The following is a 20,324-nucleotide window of genomic DNA, read 5'->3' as shown; positions in this document are numbered from 1 at the left end:
TTTTGCTGGCATCGCTAGGGAATGGCCTGGTTTTGCATCGCTCGAATGTGTATCACGATGTATGGCGTAGGTCACAACGAGAGGACATGATGTGAGCATCGTGCAGGACACGCCCCAGCAGACTGCGTCGTACGACGGCGTCGATGCGATCGAGAACGCACTTGCCGAACCGACCCGGGGGCTGATCGAGGCGATGCCATCGATCGACGGCGACATCGTCGTCTTGGGGGTGGGAGGCAAAGTCGGACCCAGTGTCGCCGTCATGGCCAAGCGTGCCGCGGAGGCTGCAGGAATAGACAAGCGAATCTACGGCGTAGCACGCTTCAGCGATCCGCACAGTCGCGAATTCCTCGAGAACAACGGAGTCGAGTGCGTCGCCGCAGATTTGACGGACGACGACCAGCTGTCGGCGCTGCCGGACGCGTCGAATGTCATCTTCATGGCAGGCAACAAGTTCGGCACCACCGGCAACGAGTCGTTCACGTGGGCCATGAATTCGTACCTGCCAGGGCGTGTCGCAAACCGCTACCGCGACAGTCGAATCGTCGCATTCTCGACGCTCGTCGCCTATCCGCTTGCCGACGTCGCCACCGGTGGCTCCCGTGAATCGGACCCGGTCGGGCCCATCGGTGAGTACGCCGCCTCGTGCGTCGGTCGCGAACGCGTATTCGAGCATCACTCACTGAAATTCGGTACGCCATTGCTGATCTTCCGGCTGGGCTATTCGATCGAGACGCGGTACGGCGTCCTGCAGGAGATCGCGCAGGCGGTCAAGGACGGGACCGAGATTCCACTGGAGATGGGTCACGCGAGCGTCATCTGGCAGCGAGACGTCGCGGACTACGCCATCCGCTCGCTCACGTTGGCGAGTTCGCCGCCGCGTCGACTCAATATCACCGGGCCCGAGATCGTCTCGATTCGTTGGCTCGCGCACAGGTTCGGTGAAATCCTCGGCAAGGAACCACGTTTCACCGGCTCCGAGACCGGGACGTCCTACGTCATGGACGGTTCGTCGATACAGTCCGAGTTCGGTTTTCCGTCCACGACACTGTCCACGATGATCGACTCGGTCGCAGCGTGGGTCGCCGAGGGCGGGGCTCTCCTCGGCAAGCCCACCAAGTTCCAACAGCGTCAGGGCCAGTTCTGATGACAACGTTCGCGCCGAGCGTTGCCGACGGCACGGTCGATACTGCCGTAGCGGAAGGCGCGCTGATGAACGTCATCGCCGTCGATCGCGACGACGTTCCCGAGTTCGACGATTGGTACTCGCGGGAACATTTCCCGGAACGGTTGTCGGTCACCGGATTCAGGAATGCGCGGCGGTTCGTCGAACACCCCGATCGCGGGAACGATCTCGTCGAATACTTCTCGATCTACGTGACCGACTCGGTGGACGTGTTGACCAGCGAGGAGTACCTCGCCGCTCTCGATTCGCCGACTGTTCGCACCACGCAGGCAGTCGGGCTCTTCCGTGAGAACGAGCGTACCGTCGGTAATTTGCGTTATCGCAACGGAATCGGACGGACCGGTCAGGTTCTTCTCGGCCGCATCACGTGCGACGGTCGAGACCGAACCGCACTTAGCCGTCGCATCTGCGAGATCGCCGCATCGGCCGTCGTCGACGGATCTGCGGAAGGCGTCGCGGTGTACGAGGCAGACGCGGTCGCCGCGTCTGCGAAGAACAACACGGCAGAAGGAAGAGCTGCAGGTAGTCCGGGTCTTACCGACGACGCGCCCGGCACGATATTCCTGATCGTCGACCAGCACGGGTCGGTACAGCCGCCTACTGTGCATACTCTCCGTACGGCGGTGGAGGGAACCGGCGCAACAGTTCGTTGGTCGACATACCGGTTGGTCAGCGAACAGGCCGCCCCCCGTTCCGTCAGCACAGAACAGGACTGAAGAAACATGCGTATCGCAAATCATGACGGCCGGCTGACGCTCCTGACCGGAAACGGCGCCGTCGATGTCGCCGACGCCAGCGAAGGGCGCTTCGACCACCGTATCGAGGCAATTTACGACCGGTGGGACGAGTTCATCGCGTGGAGTCGAACGCCCGACGCACGGTCAACGAATCCCACGGGCAACGCGTCGGTCGGACCTGTGAATCCGCGGCCCCGTCAGATCTTCGGAGTCGGGCTCAACTACGTGGACCATGCTCGTGAAGCCGGGTCGCCGTTGCCGACGGTGCCGCTGCTGTTCACGAAGTTCCCGTCGGCCATAGCTGGTCCGAACACGGAGATCGAACTGTCCGGTCCGAGTGTCGACTGGGAGGTCGAGCTCGTGGTCGTCATCGGCAGGGATTGCGTCGAGGTTCCTGCCGCCGATGCGTGGGACCACGTTGCCGGCCTCACGATCGGGCAGGACGTGTCCGACCGGGACGTCCAGTTGCATGGCGCCACAGCTCAATTCAGCTTCGGTAAGTCGTTCGCAAACTTCGCTCCCATCGGCCCGGTCCTCGTCACACCCGACGAGTTCGACGACCCCGACGCGCTGACCCTCAAGTGCTGGGTCGGCGATGAACTTATGCAGGATGGCACGTCGTCGGATCTCGTGTTCTCGATCGCGCAACTCATCGAGTACATCTCGAGGAAAGTCACGCTGTTTCCCGGTGACCTGATCTTCACGGGTACACCGGCAGGCGTCGGCCTCGGTCGGACGCCGCAGCGGTATCTCGCCGACGGTGACGTCGTCACCAGCGAGATCTCGGGCATCGGAACGATGACGAACAAGTTCACCGCTCCAGGTGTTCCCGCCGCGCGGCCGGTCGAACATGCGAGTGCGCGATGACCGCGCCCGATGCAGCCCGAACCGCCGTCGGAGCGAAGCAACTCAACGCCGAGAACGCGTACACGCCGCGTGAACGAAAAGTGGTGCTGACGTTCGCGATCATCGGTGCCCTCATCGAGAGCATGGAGCTCAACCTGTTGAGCTACCCACTGCGCGACCTGTCCGATTCGTTCTCCGTGTCGACCCAGGCCGTCGTCGGCGTGATCACGATGCAGAGCATCGCCTCGATCGCCGGTGGCTTCGTGTTCGGCTGGATCGCAGACCGGTGGGGCAGACGCCCGACGTACGTGGCGTTCACATCGATCTACGGAATCCTCGCAGTTCTCGGTGCGTTCCTGACGAACTTCGAACTGTTCACCGTCACAAGAATTCTCGCCGGCGTCGCTATGGGCGGTGCCTTCGGTGTCATCTTCGCAATGTTCACGGAGACATGGAAGGCCAAGAACCGCGGTCTGATGGGCAGCGTCCTGCAGGGCATGTTCATCTGCGGAACGTTGATCACGCAGGCGATTTTGTTCTCGACCATCACGACACTCGGTTCGGAATCGGGCTGGCGAATCGGTTTCGTCATCATCGGCGCCATGAGTGTCGTCGTGGGGCTTGTTGCATTCAAGATGCTGCCGGAGTCGAGAGTGTGGCGAGCCGCTCGTGATGTCGTGGCCCATTCGGAGGTCGAAAAGCCCGACCGCGAACCGATGGATCCGCAGGAGCGTCGACGCACAATCGTCGGTGGGATCTTCCTGACGCTCGCGACGACCGGAATCTTCGCTGCCAGTTACTGTTACATCACGTTCGGGCCGACCTATCTACGTGAATACGCGGGGTTGTCTCTCGGCTGGGCGACGTTGGTGCTCACCGTTGGAACGATCCTCGGCATCGCTTCGTACATCACGTTCGGTGCGCTCTCCGACAAGATCGGGCGTCGTGGTTCGACGTTCTGGTCATGCGCAGTCGGCGTCGTCGGCTTCGGCCTGTTTCTGTGGGTCGGCTCGGACACGGAAACGGCGACGGGATCTGGCACGATCGTTTCCGCCGCGACGGTTGCATTGGCGGGTACCGCAATCGGCTACGCAGGATTCGGCGTCATCGGAACCTGGATTTCCGAGTTCTATCCCACCCGCTATCGAGCATTCGGCTCCGGCGCAACGTATTACGTGGCCCGAGGTATCGGCTCGGGCCTGTTCCCTCTGTTCGCCCTCATGTTGGCAGGCGGAAACGTCCACAAGGCAATGGGTTTCGGTGTGGCCGGCGCGATTGTCGGAATGCTCGGGTGCCTCCTTGTGCCGGAGACACGCGGGAAGGTCATCACCACCACGGACTGACGAATGGTTCTGGTTCACTGCCGCGGAGAGCGACTCTCCGCGGCAGCGGTGTCTCGGAAGGAGTGTCGTGGAACGGCACTGGTGGGCGCGTGCTCGATGCCGGGGGTTCGCGTACTTGTTCTACGGACCGGACGACGAAAATCTGGGAGATCGGCTGAGGCGAGAAGCTATGGCAAAGTCCATATGCAGAGAGTGCCCAGTCGCCACATGCTGCAGGACTCACGCATTCGATGCCACCGAGCGGCACGGCGTATGGGGCGGGACTTCGGAAGCCGAACGCAGACGGTTCAAGCCTCGGTGACGGGTTCGGGGGACATTCGACTTTCGCAACCGCTCCGCTCGTTCACAACGCCCGCACCTGTTGTAACCGAGCGGGGTGTTGTAGGAACCCCCGATGGCGCCCGCGCTACGTTATCGAACCGTGATCTCATGGAGTCCTATCCGTGATGGATGCGCCGGCCGATCGGAGATCTCGCGCTGACAGAGTTCTCTGTGTCGGAGCAACGAAAGGCCCGGGAATGTCGTCGAATCTGGACACGGTGATCGAATCCATCCGTGAGAAGTACTCGTACACAATCGAAGTCGAGTTGTACTCCGCCGAGTACGCGGTGGTCCGGGCTTCAGGCGAGCTAGACATGTCGTCGCGTTCCGAGCTGGTGGCCACGCTGGACCGGTTCGTACGTCCCGGCGTGGTCGTCGACGTGGATCTGTCGGCGGTGGCGTTCATGTACTCGGGTGCGGCCAACGCCGTCATCGCTGCCGCGGCACGTGCTGACGGCCGCCTGCGGGTCATGGCGACGACGCGACCGGTGAAGATGATCTTCCAGGCTCTCGACGCCGAGGATCTCCTCGTCGACGAACTGCTGACCCACTGATTGTCGGTGGGGCCTGATAGACACGAGTGATGCCCACCGAGACGCCACGACCTCACGCACCCTTGCTGCAGGTCCAACGCATCTGGGCCGAGCCCGACGCCATCGCCGACCTGCGCGGTCAGCAAGTCCTCGCCCGGTTCCCCGACGCCGAGATCATCGAGGTCGCGTCGCATTGGCAGATTCCGGAGCTGCACGGCAACGAGGGCAACATCGACCGCTGGGTGCGCGTGAAGACCGAGGATCTGGTCCTGGGCGTCAAGAAGTCGCTCTCGGCCAGGCCGAACGGCAGATCGGCCGACTGGATCGGGCCGTCCACGGCGAACGGATGCGCCATGGCGTGCGCGTATTGCTACGTTCCCCGGCGTAAGGGGTACGCCAATCCCATCACCGTGTTCACCAACATCGACCAGATCGTCGGCTACCTCGGTCGTCACATTCGGCGGCAGGGCCCCAAACCCGAAGCCAATCAATGCGATCCGGTCGACTGGGTGTACGACATCGGCGAGAACAGCGACTGCAGTGTCGACGCCACCGTCAGCGACAACGTCGCCGACCTGATCAATGCCTTCGCGGGGTGGGACGGCGCGAAGGCGTCGTTCGCGACGAAGTACGTCAACCGTGAACTGCTCGAACTGAATCCGCGCGGCGGTACACGAATCCGGTTCTCGCTCATGCCCAAACCCGAGGCCCGGTTGCTGGACATCCGGACGTCGTCGATCGACGAACGGCTCGCGGCGATAGACGACTTCGTCGACGCCGGCTACGAAGTGCACCTCAACTTCTCACCCGTCGTCATCTCCGATGGATGGCAGGACCGGTGGAGCGAACTCCTGGGCCTGCTCGACGACGCCACCGGCGACGCCTTCAAACGGCAAGCTGCCGTCGAGATCATCATGCTGACCCACAACGAAGGCCTGCACGAGACCAACCTCGGCTGGCATCCTCGCGCCGAACGCGTGTTGTGGACGCCGGAAATCCAACAGCCCAAGCGGTCGCAGAGCGGCGGCATGAACGTGCGCTATCGCAATGCCGTCAAAGCGCGGGCGGTTGCCGAGCTGACCGACCTCATCGGTCGGAAAACGCCGTGGCTCACCGTCCGATACGCGTTCTGACATGCCCGAAGGCGACACCGTCTACCGTCTCGCGATCAGACTGCGCGCGGCGCTCGACGGCACGCAGTTAGGCAGAGGGCGGCTGAACGTACCGAAGCATGCGACCGAGAACCTGGCAGGTCGAACCGTGCTGGGGCATCGGACCCACGGCAAGCACCTCTTGACCGACTTCGACGACGGCTCGACGCTGCACACACACCTGTTGATGACCGGCTCGTGGACCGTGACCCGTCCCGGCAGATACCTGCCCGCCCGGGTCCGGCCGGATGTACGCGTCGAACTGGGGGTTCGTGACGGTCCCACCGCGTACGGTCTGACACTGCCGGTCGTCGACTACGGCACCACCCGCGACATGGACCAGCTCGTCGCCCATCTCGGACCGGATCCGTTGCGCCCCGACTTCGACGCCACCCTCGCCGCGACCAACATCGCCGCGCAAGACCGGACGCCGATCATCTCCGCGCTGCTCGATCAGCGGGTCGTGGCCGGTCCGGGCAATCTCTGGGCCAACGAACTGTGCTTCCTCAGGGGTCTGTGGCCGTGGCGACCGGCGGGAGAGGTCGACGCGCCATCACTGGTTGCGCTGTTGCATCGCGCGATGACGCATTCGGCGACCGTTCGGGGAGCCATGCAGGTCACCACCGGGGACACCCGTCGCGGTCGGCAGCACTGGGTCGCCGGGCGGGCGGGCAAACCGTGCCTGCGCTGCGGAACCGTCGTGAAGGTGGTGGCCGAGGTCTCGGGAGACCCGGCCCGTCGTCGAACGTGGTGGTGTCCGTCGTGCCAGCCCGAGTGATTCACCGTTTGCCGAGAAGCGCATCCCGTTGTTCTGTGACGCACGTGCGGAGGGCGTCGACGAGACGCGCCACCTCGGGGCGTCGCAACGTTTCGGCGCGGGAGACCAGCCAGTAGTCGAGTCGGATCGAGACGTCGTCGGGCAGGAGGCGGACCAGGTCGTCGTGACGGTCGGCCATGAAGCACGGCAGCAGTCCGATGCCTGCGTGGGCGCGGGTGGCTTCGACGTGCACGAACACGTTGGTCGACGTCACGGACTCGCGCATCAGTGGTGCGAAGCCAGCTGCGATGTCCAGGTCGTCGACCTGCAGCATCGAGTCGATGAAGTAGACGAGCGGATGGGCCTGCAGATCGGCGACAGTGGTCGGTTCTCCGTGTTCGTGCAGGTAGGAGCGTGAGGCGTACAGGCCGAGGTGGTAGTCGCTGAGTTTGATCGCCTCGGCGCGATGCACCTGCGGTTTGCCGACGACGATTTCGACGTCCATGCCCGACCGCTGCTGCGACGCCCGGCGCGTGGTCGCAACGATCTCGACGGCAATGCCCGGGTGCCGACGCCTCACCTGCGCGACTGCAGGTGCGATGACGTAAGCGCTGAACCCGTCGGTGGCGGAGATTCGGACGACGCCTTCCGCTTCGTCGTCGGGTCCGATCAGGGACCGTACTGCGGCCTCGATGTTCTCGGCGGCGGCCAGCGCGTCCCTGCCGCGTGCGGTGAGCTCCCACCCGCTGCCCGACTTGGTCAGGACGCGACCTCCGAGCGTCGCCTCCAGCGCGGCGATTCGCCTCGAGATGGTGGTGTGGTTGACGCCCAGATCGTCGGCTGCGGTGTTGTATCTGCCGGTCCGGCCGACTGCGAGAAGGATCAGAAGGTCGTCCGCGCTGGGCAGCCGACCGTGATCGGGATGACCGAGTGGCACATGTGCATTCTTGCAGATCGCAGTTGCACGCTTGGTCATTGCGGGCGCAACTTTCTGCATCGATACTCAGCCGTACCCAGTATGTGTGGGAGCGGTCACAATTGCCGCTTCCTCGCATGCCGTCTCACATGAGGAGTTGCAATGAGCGTCGAAGAACGCACAGACCCGTCCGGGAAGGACCCGGACGCCACCCCGAGCGGCCTCAAAAAGGTCGTCGGCGCGTCGATGGCAGGCACCATCGTCGAGTGGTACGAGTTCTTCCTCTACGGAACCGCCGCGACACTGGTGTTCTCGAAGATCTTCTTCGCCGCGGGAACGAGCGAGCTCGACGCCATCCTCGCCGCGTTCGTCACCTACGCCGTCGGCTTCGTCGCACGCCCGCTCGGCGGCATCGTGTTCGGCCACTTCGGTGACAAGTACGGACGTAAGAAGCTGCTGCAGTTCAGCCTCGTGCTCGTCGGCGGCGCGACGTTCCTGATGGGCTGCCTGCCGACGTTCGACCAGATCGGGTACTGGGCGCCCGCGCTGCTCGTCACGCTGCGCTTCATCCAGGGCTTCGCCGTCGGTGGCGAATGGGGAGGCGCGGTTCTGCTCGTCGCAGAACACAGCCCCAACAAGAGCCGCGGCTTCTGGGCCAGCTGGCCACAGGCGGGTGTGCCCGCCGGTAACCTCCTCGCGACCGTCGTGCTGCTGATCCTGACGACCGTCCTGTCCGAGGATGCGTTCCTGAGCTGGGGCTGGCGTGTCGCCTTCTGGCTCTCCGCCGTGATCGTGTTCGTCGGCTACTACATCCGTACCAAGGTCACCGACGCCCCGATCTTCGTCGAGGCGCAGAAGCAGGCCGAGGTCATCAAGGCCGCGTCGTACGGTGTCTTCGAGGTCCTCAGGCGTTACCCGCGTGGCGTCTTCACCGCCATGGGCCTGCGCTTCGGTGAGAACGTCATGTACTACCTCGTCGTCACGTTCACCATCACGTATCTCAAGGTCGAGGTCGGCACCGACACCCAGACCATCCTGTGGTGGATGCTCGCAGCGCACGCCGTGCACTTCTGCGTCATCCCGCTGGTGGGCAAGCTCGCCGACCGCATCGGCCGTCGACCGGTCTACCTGATCGGCGCCGTCACCGCGGGCACGTGGGGCTTCTTCGCCTTCCCGATGTTCAACAGCGGCCACAACGCCGTGATCATGTTGGCGATCATCATCGGTCTCGTGTTCCACGCCTTCATGTACGCGACGCAGCCGGCGATCATGGCAGAGATGTTCCCGACGCGTATGCGCTACTCGGGTGTGTCGCTCGGCTACCAGGTCACGTCGATCGTCGCCGGCTCGCTCGCGCCGATCATCGCCGTCGCGCTGCTGGACCGCTTCGGCTCCGGTGTCCCGATCGCGTGGTACCTCGCCGCGGCCTGTGCCGTGACGCTCGTCGCCGTCATCGCGGCTCGCGAGACGAAGGGCCTCGCTCTCGAGTCCATCGACATCGCCGACGCGAAGAACCTCGCGACGGAGGCGGAGCTCTCCAAGGCGGGTCTGCTCGACCAGAATGTGAAGCGATGACCGATCTGACCGGTCGCACCGCTCTCGTCACGGGTGGTGCGTCCGGGATCGGCGCCGCGTGTGCGCGTGAATTGGCAACGCGCGGTGCAAAAGTCACGATCGCCGACGTCGACGAGGTCGCTGCGAAGGAGTTGGCGTCGGAACTGCAGGGCGACGCGTGGACCGTCGATCTGCTCGACGTCGCCGCGCTCGAGACCCTGAAGCTCGACGTCGACATCCTCGTCAACAACGCAGGAATCCAAACCGTCGCTCCCATCGTCGAGTTCGACCCCGCTGCGTTCCGGCGGATTCAGACGCTGATGGTGGAGGCGCCGTTCCTGCTGATTCGAGCTGCGTTGCCCGGCATGTACTCTCGCGAGTTCGGTCGTATCGTGAACGTCTCGTCGGTGCACGGTCTGCGGGCATCGGAGTACAAGGTCGCCTACGTCACCGCCAAGCATGCACTCGAAGGCATGTCGAAGGTGACGGCACTCGAGGGCGGTGCGCACGGCGTCACGAGCAACTGCGTGAACCCCGGTTACGTGCGAACCCCGTTGGTGGAGAAGCAGATCGCGGACCAGGCGGCAGCGCACGGAATCGCCGAGGACGAGGTGCTCGAGAAGGTCATGTTGACCGAGAGCGCGATCAAGCGGCTCGTCGAACCTGCCGAGGTCGGGTCGCTCGTCGGGTGGCTGGCGTCCGAGGACGCAGGCATGGTCACCGGTGCGTCCTACACGATGGACGGTGGGTGGTCGGCCCGGTAATGCGCTCCGCGCCCGTGCGTGCATGGTCGGACCATAGGGCAACCAAGCACGCACGGGTGCGTCAGCGCACGTCGCGACCGAGCTGCCCGAGCACCTTCGTCTGTCGATCGGCCGACTCCGGCACGTCCACAGCAGGCCCGCACACCCCGTCCATACGGATGTTGTCGCCCACCTGCGCGATGAACGCCTCGACGAAATCGAGATCCTCGTCGGCGATGGAGTCCGGGGCGCCGACGGAATGCGCGATGTCCCACGCATGCACGATCAGGTCGAGGCTGTAGAACGACCCGATCGACGACGCGAGGTCGGTCTTGCCGAAGTGGCCCTCGTACTCTCGGTTCGCGCGGGACGGGTCGTCGAGAATCTCCTGCATGGCGTCACGCGTGTGAACCCAGGCCGCGACGGGATCGTCGGCGGAGGACGGGCCGTCGGCAATGGACAGGCCGACGGGTTCGAGCGCACCCTTCTCGGTGTCGACGATGTGTTGGACGACGTCGCGGACCGTCCACCCCTCGCAGGTCGACGGCGTGTCCCACTTCTCCGACGGCACGGCGTCGATGCGGCGGGTGAGGATGTCGGCGAGGCGACGGTAGCGGTCGGCAACCGTTTCGGTGGAAGTCATGGTGCCGATTCTCCGACATCGAGGTTGCCGACGGATTGGAAATTCCCGACATCGAGTGATCGGGTTCGAGAACGGCTCGTCGTCTACGCTCGGGCGTCGTACTGTCCGGCGGGGGAGGGCCACCATGACCGTGAGCACGGCGGCGCGCGAGGCGCCGCCCGTCCGTACGACGACGCACCGAGTGATGACGATCGCGCTGGTGCTGATCGCCGCCCAACTGGTCGTCCGGGCGTACGTGGTGGCGTCGGGAAGATTTTACTGGGACGACCTGATCCTGACCGGACGCGGGAGCGCCTTCCCTCTCTTCTCGACCGACCTGCTGCTGTACGACCACGACGGACACTTCATGCCCGCGGCATTCGTCGTCGCCGGCCTGCAGGCGAGAATCGCTCCGCTCGAATGGTTCCTGCCCGCCGTGACGTCGCTGATCATGCAGGCGGCCGCGTCGTACGCGGTTCTTCGATTGCTGCGCAAGATCCTCGGTGATACTCCGATTCTGTTGTTGCCCTTGACGTTCTACCTGTTCTCCCCGCTGACGCTACCGTCGTTCGCGTGGTGGGCCGCGGCGCTCAACGCGCTCCCTCTGCAGTTCGCGCTGGCCTGGGTCGCAGGTGACGCGCTCGACTACGCGAGGACGAGGCGTCGGCGATATGTGGTGACGGGTGCGGTCGTCACGGCCGTGTCGCTGCTGTTCTTCGAGAAGTCGGTGGTGGTGCCGCTGTTCGCGTTCGGTGTCGTCGCGTTCGTGTTCGGAGTCAGGGCGGCGTGGAAACGTGCTGCACCGCTGTGGTGTTCGTGCGGTGTCGTCGTGGCCGTGTGGGCCGTTCTGTTTCTGATCGTCGTCCGGGCCGGCCTCGCGTTCCACGGGTGGCGAACGACAGCCGAACTCGTGCATCACGGAACATCGCTCGGATTGGTGCCGACACTGGTGGGTGGGCCCTGGATGTGGGAGCGCTGGCCACCCGCGGGGCCGTGGGCGTCGCCGCCGCTCGTGCTCGTCGTGGCGGCGTGGGTGGCAGTCGTTGTCGCAGCGGTCTTTTCGCTTCGACGTCATTGGTCGGTCTGGGCGGCCGTGGTGGGTTATGTCGCCGTGTCCGTCGCGGTGATGGTGCTGTCGCGCTCCGGCCCCGACACCGCGAACGAACTGGCGCAGACGCTTCGATACGTCGCCGACAGTTCCGTCGTCATCACCGTCGGCGCCGCGTTGATGCTCAGGTCGCGAGCCGGCGGGCCGGTGCGCCGCGGATGGATCGTCGTCGCCGCAGTCTTCGTGATCAGCAGTCTCGTGTCGTCGTACACCTTCCTGTCGAAGTGGCAGGACGATCCCGCAGGCGACTACCTGGCCACCGCGAAGCACTCGCTCGCGGACCATCGAGACATTCCCTTGCTGGACCAGGCCGTGTCACCGTGGGTGCTGACGCCGCTGGCGTATCCCGAGAACTCCGCTGCGAGGATTTTCGGCAGTCTCGACCCGAACTTCGCGTCGTCGACGCCCGTGCTGCAGTATCTGGACGACTCCGGTCACGTTGTGCCTGCTGTCGTGAGCCCGTCGCGCAGCCTTACGCAGGGTCCGGAGGCGGGGTGCGGTTATCGCGTCGGGGACCGGACCCGGATGCCGCTCGACGCGGCAGTTCCGAACTGGGACTGGACGGTACAGCTCAACTACTTCTCCGACGGTGACAGCGTCGTCGACCTGGAACTCGATACCGGGGACGCGGTGTCGGTGCCGCTGCGGAGCGGGTTGAACACCGTGTACGTGCGGCTGACCGGCGCCGGAAGTGCGGTGACGGCGTCGACCACCGGTGCGGTGTGCATCGGAAGCGGCCCACTCGGAGTGGTGATGCTGGCGAACAGCTGAAGACGAGAAAAGCCCCCTTGCGTGATGCAAGGGGGCTTTGCCCGTTGGCGGAGGATAGGGGATTTGAACCCCTGAGGGCGTTAACCCAACCCGCGTTCCAGGCGAGCGCCATAGGCCACTAGGCGAATCCTCCGTGGGGAAGCATACCGGGTCACCCCCTCCAGATCCCAAATCGGGGCGGTGATGTGTCCCCGCGACGGGGACGGCTACACTCTCTGGTGGATCCCGCGCGGCGCGCATCCTGTGAACTCCCCCAGGGCCGGAAGGCAGCAAGGGTCAACGGGCTCTGCCGGGTGCGCGGGGTCCCCTTTGTTCGAGGACCAGCTTCTGCGAAAGGCCGCTCCGCATGTCAGCGCAGACCCAGTACGGGTTGATGAACCATGAGGAGCTCGTTTCCGAGCACGACCGGCAGAGCGCCAGGTACGAGCAGCTGAAGGCAGAGAAGCTCGTCCTGGATCTGACACGCGGAAAGCCGTCGCCCGAGCAGCTGGATCTGTCCGCGGAATTGCTGACGCTTCCCGGAGACGACTTTCGTGACGGCAACGGAACCGACTGCCGCAACTACGGCGGCCTCACCGGACTGCCCGAGCTGCGTGCGATCTTCGGTGAACTGCTGAACATCCCCGTCGGGAACCTCCTGGCCGGCAACAACGCCAGCTTGGAAATCATGCAGGACCTCGTCGTGTGGTCCCTGCTGCACGGTCTTCCCGATTCGCCGCGGCCCTGGTCCGCCGAGCCGAACATCCGGTTCCTGTGCCCGGCTCCGGGCTACGACCGCCACTTCGCGATCACCGAATCGCTCGGCATCGACATGATTCCGATTCCGATGCTGCACGACGGCCCGGACGTCGCCGAGATCTCACGGCTGGTCGCGTCGGACCCGCAGATCAAGGGCATGTGGGTCGTTCCGAACTACGCCAACCCGACCGGTGCGGTCTACTCCGAGGAAGTCGTCCGGACGCTGGCGTCGATGCCGACGGCCGCACCCGACTTTCGGTTGTTCTGGGACAACGCGTACGCCGTCCACCCGATCGCGGAAGAATTCGCGCCTGCGTACGACGTCCTCGGCTGGGCAGCGGACGCCGGCAACCCGAATCGGCCGTTCGTGTTCGCGTCGACGTCGAAGATCACGTTCGCCGGGGCAGGCGTCAGCTTCTTCGGCAGCTCCGACGAGAACCTCGCCTGGTACCAGAAGTATCTCGGCATCAAGAGCATCGGACCGGACAAGCTGAATCAGCTGCGCCATCTGCGCTTCTTCGGTGACGCCGAGGGCGTCAAGGCGCACATGGCCAAGCATCGCGACATCCTGGCGCCGAAGTTCGCGCTCGTTCTGCAGATTCTCGAGGACCGTCTCGGTGCGTCGAAGATCGCGTCCTGGACCGAGCCGAAGGGCGGGTACTTCATCTCGCTCGACGTGCTGGAAGGAACGGCTGCTCGGGCGATCGCGCTGGCGAAGGACGCCGGTATCGCGTTGACCGCGGCCGGCTCCGCGTTCCCGTACAAGAAGGATCCCGAGGACCGCAACATCCGTCTCGCCCCGAGTTTCCCGTCGTTGGACGAACTCGAGAAGGCCATGGACGGCGTCGCGACCTGTGTTCTGTTGGCTGCGGCCGAGAAGCTGCTGCACACCTCGTGAGTGCGAATACATAGCCCGCTACGTATTCGCACTCACGGGCCGGTCAGTGGCCTACGACGACCGCACCCTCGGGCGCGGCGGGTAGCAGGCCCGGCTTGACGACGATCGCCGAGATGACCGCGCCGAGCAGGAAAATGCCGGTGGCCCACCAGAACGTCGTGGTGTAGCTGGCGATCTCCGCGTGTGCCTGCAGCGCGAGCGGATCCGTCGCGGTTGCCATGTTGTCGGTGACGTACGCGGTCGCCGCGCTGGCTGCGATGGTGCTCAGCAGAGCGGTACCGATCGAACCGCCGACCTGCTGCATCGTGTTGACCGTCGCCGACGCGACACCCGAGTCGTCGGGGTCGACGCCCGAGATCGCACCCTGCATCGCCGGAGCCATCGTCGCGCCCAGGCCGAGACCCATGACGATCAAGCCGGGCAGGATGTGCGTCACGTAGCTGGAGTCGACGTCGATCTGCGTCAGCAGTCCCATGCCGAGCGCGGCGACGAACAGGCCGGTCGTCATCAGGACGCGCGGACCGAAGCGCGGCAGCACGATGGCCGTCGACAGCGTCGCAGTGACGATGAGCGAGAAGATCATCGGCATGAACGCGAAGCCGGTGGTGATCGGGGTGAATCCCAGCGTGTTCTGCAGGTAGTAGGTGAGGAACAGGAACACCGCGAACATGCCGGCACCGGTGACGAACACTGCGAGGAACGATCCGGCACGTGTGCGGTCGAGGATGATGCGCAGCGGCAGCAACGGGTGCGCGACGCGCTGCTGAATGCTGAAGAACACACCGAGCAGGCCGACGCCTGCCACCAGGAACGCGATGGTGACGGTGTTACCCCAGCCGTCGGACTCGGCGTGGGCGAAGCCGTAGACGATGGCGAACAGCGCAGCCGACACGGTCAGCGTGCCGGGGATGTCGAGGCGAGGACGGTGGTCGGACTTGTGCTTCGCCAGCAGGACGAAACCGGCAACGAAGGCCAGCGCGGCGAACACGAGGTTGATGTAGAGGCTCCATCGCCAGTTTGCCCACTCGGTCAACACACCGCCGAGCAGCAGGCCGAGTGCACCGCCGCCACCGGCGATCGCACCGAAGATGCCGAATGCCTTGGCCCGTTCCTTCGCGTCGGTGAAGGTGGTCGCGAGCAGCGACAGAGCGGCGGGTGCGAGCAGAGCGCCGAACACACCCTGGCCGGCGCGTGCGGCGACCAGCATGCCGAAGTTGACAGCAGCCCCTCCGACGGCCGACATGACGGCGAATCCGACGAGCCCGATCAGGAACGTGTTGCGTCGTCCGAACAAGTCACTGAGGCGACCGCCGAGCAGCAACAGACTGCCGAAGGCGAGAGCGTACGACGTGACGACCCACGAGCGATTCGCGTTGTCGAAGCCGAGGTCGAGCTGGGCGGCGGGAAGCGCGATGTTCACGACGGTGGCGTCGAGCACCACCATGAGCTGGGCGAGCCCCAGCGTGGCCAGAATCAGCCAGCGATTGCGATGGGCTCTGGCATCGGCGAGTTCCTCCGTTGCCGGCCCTGACGACGTGACGTCGTCCGAAGACAGTGCGGTCATGGTTTCCTCTGATCGACTATGCGGAGGTGTATCCTCCGGTTATTGGACAAGGTAGCAGCTAAGCGGAGGACTGTCCTCCGCTTATCGGGTGAAACGGACATCGAATGAGTGTGAGAGCCGACACAGCCGGCGCAGGCGCAGGCCGAAAGCCGTTGCGCGCCGACGCGGAGCGCAACCGCAGGCGCATCGTGGATGCGGCGCGCGAACTGTTCGCGTCGCGCGGTATCGACATCACCCTCGACGACGTGGCGGCCCATGCGAAGGTCGGAGTCGGCACTGTCTATCGACGGTTCTCCTGTAAGGAAGAGTTGATCGACGGCGTCTTCGAGCAGCGGCTGGAGGAAATGCTCGCCCACGCGGAGAAGGCCCTGCAGGCCGACGACGCCTGGGACGGTCTTGTGATGTTCCTCGAGAGTCTGTGTCAGGGGATCTCGGCGGACCGAGGGCTGAACGACGTCGTCATGGGTACTGACGAGGGGTGTCACGGCATCGCCCAGGTGCGCGAGAAGATCGATCCGTTCGTCGAGAAGATCGTCCGACGGGCACGCGAGTCGGGTCAGCTCCGCGCCGACGTCGAGGTCAACGATTTCTTTCCGTTGATCGGAATGGTCGGGGCAGCATCGGAATTCACGTGCAGTGTCGAGCCGGCGAATTGGAAGCGATACTTCACTCTCGTGCTCGACGGCCTGCGCGCCGAACCGGGAGCTGCGAGCGACCTTCCTGGCCGCGCTTTCACGTCCGAGGAAATTCTCGTCGCCAAGACGGCTTTGCACCGTCGCAAGCGCTGATTGTCAGGTGGCACGAGAAGCGTCGGGTGGAGCTCGACGTCGAACCGTGTGGGTCTTGTGAGATCTCACTAGTCGTCGTGGTGGGTGAAACACACGCTTCCGATTTGTGGCTCCCATCACGTAGGGTCCGTCGAAAGTGTTGCTACCGCTGAGTAAGAAAGCGGAGTCTCGAAGACGACGGGGGTTGAAAGCATGCGTGTGTCACGGGTGTTCGGATCGGCTGTGGGCCTTGCGGTCATCGCCGCCACGGCGTTGACGCCGATGGCGACGGCGGCGCCCTCGACCGGGTCGACCGTCGAATCCGATTTCTACGTTCCGCCCAACCCGCTTCCCGCGGGGTCCCCGGGTGACCTGATCCGCACCGAACCGTCGCACCTCGCGTTGTCGGTTCCGGGTATCGGCGGCACCCTTCCCGGCGAGGCCACGCGAATCATGTACCGCAGCACCGATTCCAACGGCGATGCCAATGTGGTGACGGGCACCTACATCGACCCGGCCGCGAACTGGACCGGGCCCGGCGAACGTCCGCTCGTCGTACTGGCCCCCGGCACCCAGGGACAGGGTGATCAGTGCGCGCCGTCGAAGATGCTCAACAACGTCATCACGTACACGCCGCCGCTCGGCTTCATGGTCGAGTACGAGGTGCTCGCGGCGTACTCGATGTTGTCGCAGGGCTACGGCGTCGTCATCACCGACTACGAAGGCCTCGGTACTCCCGGTGCACACACGTACGTCAACAGGGCGGCCGAAGCTCATGCGGTGCTCGACGCGGCGCGCGCGGCGCGAAAGATCCAGGGTACGAAGGTGTCCGGTGGCGGACCCCTCGGTCTGTACGGCTACTCGCAGGGAGGTGGCGCGACGGCGGCTGCAGCGGAACTGGCCGGTGAATATGCTCCCGAACTCGAGATCGCCGGAACGTACGCGGGTGCACCCCCGGCGGATCTGAAGCAGACGCTCGACCAGGTCGACGGCACGATTCTCACCGGCGTCATCGGCTACACCTTGAACGGCTTGCTCGAATCGGATCCCGGGCTGCGTCCGATCATCGACGAGAACATCAACGACGTGGGCAAGGCGATGCTGAACCTCGTTGCGAATCAATGTGTCGGAGAGACGATTCTGACCGTGGGGTTGCATCGGACCCAGGAGTACACGACGACCGGTGAACCGATGTCCGTGGTGCTCGACCGTCTTCCCGTCGCGCAGGAGATCCTGGCCAAGAACAAGATCGGCGAACGGACACCGAACGCGCCCGTTCTCATCCAGTCCGGCACGTCCGACGACATCGTGCCTCATGGCCAGGCCGTCGAACTCGGCGGTGCGTGGTGCGGCAAGGGCGCGACGGTTCAGCTCAGCAGCGCGCAGCTTCCCGCCATCGTTCCGGGATCCGGTGCGGGACATCTGATTCCGGACATCCTGGGCCTCGGCGAAGCGCAGAACTGGATGAAGGACCGCTTCTACGGCGTGCCTGCGCCGACCAACTGCTGACGCCGATCTCACCGTCGCGCAACCGGCACTTACCATGATGTGCCAATCTGTAGGCAGATCGTTCCGTCCAGAAGAGGGCGTAATCGGCGGCGCGACGGTGAGGACATGGGGCATGAATTCGATTTCGGGGCACAGGACGGTGGTCCGCGGTGCGTGAGAACTACAACAGCCGGCTCGACGCGCTCTCGGCTGATCTCGCCGAGATGTGCACGCTCGCGGAAGACGCGATGGCGTCGGCGACGAAGGCTCTCCTGACGGCGGATCTCGGGTTGGCCGAGACGACCATCAGCAGCAAAGAACAGATCGACGTGCTCGCCGCGCAGTGGGAACAGGATGCGTTCTCTGTGCTCGCGTTGCAGTCGCCGGTGGCCCTCGACCTTCGAATCATGGTCAGTGGCATCCACATTGTCGCGGACCTCCAGCGGATGGGTGGGCTCGCGATTCACATCGCGGAACTCGTGCGCAGGCGCCACCCGGCTCACGTGCTGCCCGACGAGGTGGAGGCCGTGTTCGCCGACATGGGACGCGTCGCCGTCGAGCAGGCAGACGCGGCACGTCAGGTGTTGCTGACCCGTGATGCCGACCTGGCGAAACAGCTTCGCGTCAAGGACGAGGCGATGGACGATCTGCACCGCAGCCTCTTCGAGCTGACGTCGTCGCCCGAGTGGCCGCACGGCGTCCCTGCTGCCGTCGACATCACTTTGTTGGGCCGGTTCTACGAGCGGTACTCCGACCACACCGTCGAAGTGGCCAGGCGAGTCACCTTCCTCGTCACCGGTGAACTTCGTCCCGACGACGCTTGAACAGCGGAATTCCGTCGGCAGTGGCAGGATCGGCACGATGAAACGTGACGTGTCCGCCTACCTCGACGTGGATGTCACCGAGGCCAGCGTTCTCGAGTTCCAGATCGCCGTCGCGCCGCACCCCGGCGCCGACGTCACCGAGGAGTTGTCCTTCACGCTCGACGGCGCTCCCGTTCAGGTCCGCGAGATCGAAGGTGCGCACGGCACCCGCATCCACACGCTGCGCGCGGGCGTCGGAAAGCTCGAGGTGTCGTATTCGGCGACGGTTCTCGGCCACGCCGAGCCGGCGCCGGTGTCCGACTACGATCTGTCGCTCTACCTCCGACCCAGTCGCTATGCCGAGACCGACAAGTTCTTCGGCTTCGCCGCAACGGAATTCGGTAACTACGAGCCGTCGGAGAAGCTTCTCGCCGAAGTGTCGTCGTGGGTCGGTGCCCGCCTGAACTACGTACCGGGCAGCAGTGACCCGATCGACGGTGCCGTCGACACGCTGCTGGCGGGTGCAGGCGTCTGCCGCGACTACACGCATCTCGTCGTGGCGTTGCTGCGCGCGGTGGGCGTGCCCGCGCGGCTCGTCGCGGTCTACGCGCCGGGATGTGATCCGATGGACTTCCACGCTGTCGCGGAAGCGTTCGTCGACGGCACTTGGCGGGTGGTCGACGCCACCTGCCTGGCACCGAGGTCGACGCTGGTCCGGATCGCGACGGGGCGCGACGCCGCCGACACGGCGTTCCTCGACAACCATGGCGGCGCGATCACGTTGAACAACACGATCGTCGGAGCGGTCGTCGACGGTCCGTTGCCGTTCGACGACATCACGCAGATGGTCTCGATCACCTAGCGCTGCGTGAGAAGATCGGGGCCATGTCTCCCACGTTGCACCTGACCGGCGATGTCGAAGCCGATGCATTGCTGGCCGAGGATCCGTTCGCGTTGCTCATCGGCATGCTTCTCGACCAGCAGGTGCCGATGGAGTCCGCCTTCGCCGGTCCGAAGAAGCTCGTCGACCGTCTCGGTGATCTGAAGGTCGACTCCATCGCAGCCGCCGATCCCGACGAGTTCGCGGCGGTGTGCGCGGAAACTCCTGCGGTGCACAGGTTTCCGGGTTCGATGGCCAAGCGGATCCAGGGGTTGGCGGAGTACATCGTGGAGAATTACGACGGCAAGCCCGACGAGATCTGGCGACGCGAGAATCCCGACGGCGCCGAGGTGCTGAAGCGACTGAAGGCGCTACCCGGCTACGGCGACCAGAAGGCGCGGATCTTCCTGGCGCTTCTCGGCAAGCAGATGGGCGTCACTCCCGACGGCTGGCGCACGGCCGCCGGCGCGTACGGCGACGAGGGGTCACGTCGGTCGATCGCGGACGTCGTGGACGAGAAATCGCTCCTCGAAGTCCGGGAGTTCAAGAAGGCAGCGAAGGCGGCCGCGAAGAAGAAGTGAGTCGCGCGGGGGCGCGT

Annotated in this window: 20 protein-coding genes, 1 tRNA gene and 1 other RNA gene; 18 read left to right on the top strand and 4 right to left on the bottom strand. The window is 64.8% G+C overall.

Annotated features, from left to right (window positions below):
* Positions 1–91 precede the first annotated feature (91 nt).
* From HQ354_RS06595 to HQ354_RS06560, 8 genes are all read left to right on the top strand, one after another.
* Positions 92–1,147 carry an NAD(P)-dependent oxidoreductase gene (locus HQ354_RS06595; RefSeq protein ID WP_206031217.1) on the top strand — a complete coding sequence of 352 codons (1,056 nt, stop codon included), beginning with the start codon at positions 92–94 and terminating at the stop codon, positions 1,145–1,147.
* Positions 1,147–1,902, top strand: coding sequence for a hypothetical protein (locus HQ354_RS06590; protein ID WP_222634374.1), 756 nt, complete (start codon positions 1,147–1,149; stop codon positions 1,900–1,902). The genes HQ354_RS06595 and HQ354_RS06590 overlap by 1 nt, the downstream gene beginning before the upstream one ends.
* 6 nt (positions 1,903–1,908) lie before the next feature.
* A complete protein-coding gene (locus HQ354_RS06585; protein ID WP_222634375.1) occupies positions 1,909–2,790 on the top strand; it encodes a fumarylacetoacetate hydrolase family protein in 882 nt (293 codons plus the stop codon).
* Positions 2,787–4,112 carry an MFS transporter gene (locus tag HQ354_RS06580; protein ID WP_222634376.1) on the top strand — a complete coding sequence of 442 codons (1,326 nt, stop codon included), beginning with the start codon at positions 2,787–2,789 and terminating at the stop codon, positions 4,110–4,112. The genes HQ354_RS06585 and HQ354_RS06580 overlap by 4 nt, the downstream gene beginning before the upstream one ends.
* Complete coding sequence (locus HQ354_RS06575; RefSeq protein WP_308115133.1) at positions 4,030–4,413, top strand: WhiB family transcriptional regulator; 384 nt, start codon at positions 4,030–4,032, stop codon at positions 4,411–4,413. Before HQ354_RS06580 ends, HQ354_RS06575 begins: the two co-directional genes overlap by 83 nt.
* Positions 4,414–4,630: 217 nt before the next feature.
* Positions 4,631–4,987, top strand: coding sequence for an STAS domain-containing protein (locus HQ354_RS06570; RefSeq protein ID WP_068423582.1), 357 nt, complete (start codon positions 4,631–4,633; stop codon positions 4,985–4,987).
* 29 nt (positions 4,988–5,016) lie between these two features.
* A complete protein-coding gene (locus HQ354_RS06565; protein ID WP_222634378.1) occupies positions 5,017–6,099 on the top strand; it encodes a spore photoproduct lyase family protein in 1,083 nt (360 codons plus the stop codon).
* Position 6,100: 1 nt separating this feature from the next.
* Positions 6,101–6,895, top strand: a complete 795-nt coding sequence (locus HQ354_RS06560; protein WP_222634379.1) for a DNA-formamidopyrimidine glycosylase family protein — start codon at positions 6,101–6,103, stop codon at positions 6,893–6,895.
* A 1-nt stretch (position 6,896) separates the two neighbouring features.
* On the opposite strand, the gene HQ354_RS06555 is transcribed toward HQ354_RS06560, so the two are convergent.
* Positions 6,897–7,850, bottom strand: coding sequence for a LysR family transcriptional regulator (locus HQ354_RS06555; RefSeq protein ID WP_114330393.1), 954 nt, complete (start codon positions 7,848–7,850; stop codon positions 6,897–6,899).
* A 102-nt stretch (positions 7,851–7,952) separates the two neighbouring features.
* On the opposite strand from HQ354_RS06555, the gene HQ354_RS06550 reads away from it, so the two are divergent.
* Both HQ354_RS06550 and HQ354_RS06545 read left to right on the top strand, forming a co-directional pair.
* Positions 7,953–9,365, top strand: a complete 1,413-nt coding sequence (locus HQ354_RS06550) for an MFS transporter (RefSeq protein ID WP_222634380.1) — start codon at positions 7,953–7,955, stop codon at positions 9,363–9,365.
* Complete coding sequence (locus tag HQ354_RS06545) at positions 9,362–10,108, top strand: 3-hydroxybutyrate dehydrogenase (RefSeq protein ID WP_114330395.1); 747 nt, start codon at positions 9,362–9,364, stop codon at positions 10,106–10,108. Before HQ354_RS06550 ends, HQ354_RS06545 begins: the two co-directional genes overlap by 4 nt.
* Before the next feature lie 61 nt (positions 10,109–10,169).
* On the opposite strand, the gene HQ354_RS06540 is transcribed toward HQ354_RS06545, so the two are convergent.
* On the bottom strand, positions 10,170–10,730 hold the full coding sequence (locus HQ354_RS06540) for a TIGR03086 family metal-binding protein (RefSeq protein ID WP_222634381.1): 561 nt from the start codon (positions 10,728–10,730) through the stop codon (positions 10,170–10,172).
* A gap of 124 nt (positions 10,731–10,854) precedes the next feature.
* Between HQ354_RS06540 and HQ354_RS06535 the strand changes: the two genes are divergently transcribed.
* Positions 10,855–12,588 carry a hypothetical protein gene (locus tag HQ354_RS06535; protein ID WP_222634382.1) on the top strand — a complete coding sequence of 578 codons (1,734 nt, stop codon included), beginning with the start codon at positions 10,855–10,857 and terminating at the stop codon, positions 12,586–12,588.
* A gap of 45 nt (positions 12,589–12,633) precedes the next feature.
* Here the strand turns inward: HQ354_RS06535 and HQ354_RS06530 are convergent.
* Positions 12,634–12,721 (bottom strand) — tRNA-Ser (locus HQ354_RS06530).
* An 84-nt stretch (positions 12,722–12,805) separates the two neighbouring features.
* Here HQ354_RS06530 and ffs point away from each other — a divergent pair.
* Both ffs and HQ354_RS06520 read left to right on the top strand, forming a co-directional pair.
* An RNA gene (ffs, locus tag HQ354_RS06525) (signal recognition particle sRNA small type) lies at positions 12,806–12,900 on the top strand.
* Positions 12,901–12,934: 34 nt separating this feature from the next.
* Positions 12,935–14,224, top strand: coding sequence for an aminotransferase class I/II-fold pyridoxal phosphate-dependent enzyme (locus tag HQ354_RS06520; protein WP_222634383.1), 1,290 nt, complete (start codon positions 12,935–12,937; stop codon positions 14,222–14,224).
* A gap of 43 nt (positions 14,225–14,267) precedes the next feature.
* Here HQ354_RS06520 and HQ354_RS06515 read toward each other — a convergent pair whose 3' ends face one another.
* Entirely contained in the window at positions 14,268–15,788 is a 1,521-nt protein-coding gene (locus HQ354_RS06515; protein WP_222634384.1) for an MFS transporter, read from the bottom strand.
* A gap of 104 nt (positions 15,789–15,892) precedes the next feature.
* On the opposite strand from HQ354_RS06515, the gene HQ354_RS06510 reads away from it, so the two are divergent.
* From HQ354_RS06510 to HQ354_RS06490, 5 genes are all read left to right on the top strand, one after another.
* Positions 15,893–16,576, top strand: coding sequence for a TetR/AcrR family transcriptional regulator (locus HQ354_RS06510; RefSeq protein ID WP_068423562.1), 684 nt, complete (start codon positions 15,893–15,895; stop codon positions 16,574–16,576).
* 192 nt (positions 16,577–16,768) lie between these two features.
* Positions 16,769–18,064, top strand: coding sequence for a lipase family protein (locus tag HQ354_RS06505; RefSeq protein ID WP_261768515.1), 1,296 nt, complete (start codon positions 16,769–16,771; stop codon positions 18,062–18,064).
* Between the two features lie 149 nt (positions 18,065–18,213).
* On the top strand, positions 18,214–18,867 hold the full coding sequence (gene phoU, locus HQ354_RS06500; protein ID WP_222634385.1) for a phosphate signaling complex protein PhoU: 654 nt from the start codon (positions 18,214–18,216) through the stop codon (positions 18,865–18,867).
* Between the two features lie 37 nt (positions 18,868–18,904).
* Positions 18,905–19,708 (top strand): transglutaminase family protein, encoded by an 804-nt coding sequence (locus HQ354_RS06495; protein ID WP_114330402.1) that lies wholly within the window; start codon positions 18,905–18,907, stop codon positions 19,706–19,708.
* Between the two features lie 23 nt (positions 19,709–19,731).
* Positions 19,732–20,307, top strand: a complete 576-nt coding sequence (locus tag HQ354_RS06490; protein ID WP_114330403.1) for an HhH-GPD-type base excision DNA repair protein — start codon at positions 19,732–19,734, stop codon at positions 20,305–20,307.
* Positions 20,308–20,324: the final 17 nt, after the last annotated feature.

It is taken from the genome of Rhodococcus sp. BP-261 (genome assembly GCF_019835205.1).
In the GTDB taxonomy this organism is placed as follows: Bacteria; Actinomycetota; Actinomycetes; order Mycobacteriales; family Mycobacteriaceae; genus Rhodococcoides; species Rhodococcoides kyotonensis_B.
Note: the sequence above shows the minus strand (reverse complement) of the source record. Positions and strands in the feature narration are given on the sequence as shown.

Bases quoted from the DNA above. Each gene is read 5' to 3' on its own strand.
- HQ354_RS06590 (WP_222634374.1), top strand. From the start codon at position 1,147: ATGACAACGTTCGCGCCGAGCGTTGCCGACGGCACGGTCGATACTGCC.
- HQ354_RS06585 (WP_222634375.1), top strand. From the start codon at position 1,909: ATGCGTATCGCAAATCATGACGGCCGGCTGACGCTCCTGACCGGAAAC.
- HQ354_RS06580 (WP_222634376.1), top strand. From the start codon at position 2,787: ATGACCGCGCCCGATGCAGCCCGAACCGCCGTCGGAGCGAAGCAACTC.
- HQ354_RS06570 (WP_068423582.1), top strand. From the start codon at position 4,631: ATGTCGTCGAATCTGGACACGGTGATCGAATCCATCCGTGAGAAGTAC.
- HQ354_RS06565 (WP_222634378.1), top strand. From the start codon at position 5,017: ATGCCCACCGAGACGCCACGACCTCACGCACCCTTGCTGCAGGTCCAA.
- HQ354_RS06560 (WP_222634379.1), top strand. From the start codon at position 6,101: ATGCCCGAAGGCGACACCGTCTACCGTCTCGCGATCAGACTGCGCGCG.
- HQ354_RS06555 (WP_114330393.1), bottom strand. From the start codon at position 7,850: ATGACCAAGCGTGCAACTGCGATCTGCAAGAATGCACATGTGCCACTC.
- HQ354_RS06550 (WP_222634380.1), top strand. From the start codon at position 7,953: ATGAGCGTCGAAGAACGCACAGACCCGTCCGGGAAGGACCCGGACGCC.
- HQ354_RS06545 (WP_114330395.1), top strand. From the start codon at position 9,362: ATGACCGATCTGACCGGTCGCACCGCTCTCGTCACGGGTGGTGCGTCC.
- HQ354_RS06540 (WP_222634381.1), bottom strand. From the start codon at position 10,730: ATGACTTCCACCGAAACGGTTGCCGACCGCTACCGTCGCCTCGCCGAC.
- HQ354_RS06535 (WP_222634382.1), top strand. From the start codon at position 10,855: ATGACCGTGAGCACGGCGGCGCGCGAGGCGCCGCCCGTCCGTACGACG.
- HQ354_RS06520 (WP_222634383.1), top strand. From the start codon at position 12,935: ATGTCAGCGCAGACCCAGTACGGGTTGATGAACCATGAGGAGCTCGTT.
- HQ354_RS06515 (WP_222634384.1), bottom strand. From the start codon at position 15,788: ATGACCGCACTGTCTTCGGACGACGTCACGTCGTCAGGGCCGGCAACG.
- HQ354_RS06510 (WP_068423562.1), top strand. From the start codon at position 15,893: ATGAGTGTGAGAGCCGACACAGCCGGCGCAGGCGCAGGCCGAAAGCCG.
- HQ354_RS06505 (WP_261768515.1), top strand. From the start codon at position 16,769: ATGCGTGTGTCACGGGTGTTCGGATCGGCTGTGGGCCTTGCGGTCATC.
- HQ354_RS06495 (WP_114330402.1), top strand. From the start codon at position 18,905: ATGAAACGTGACGTGTCCGCCTACCTCGACGTGGATGTCACCGAGGCC.
- HQ354_RS06490 (WP_114330403.1), top strand. From the start codon at position 19,732: ATGTCTCCCACGTTGCACCTGACCGGCGATGTCGAAGCCGATGCATTG.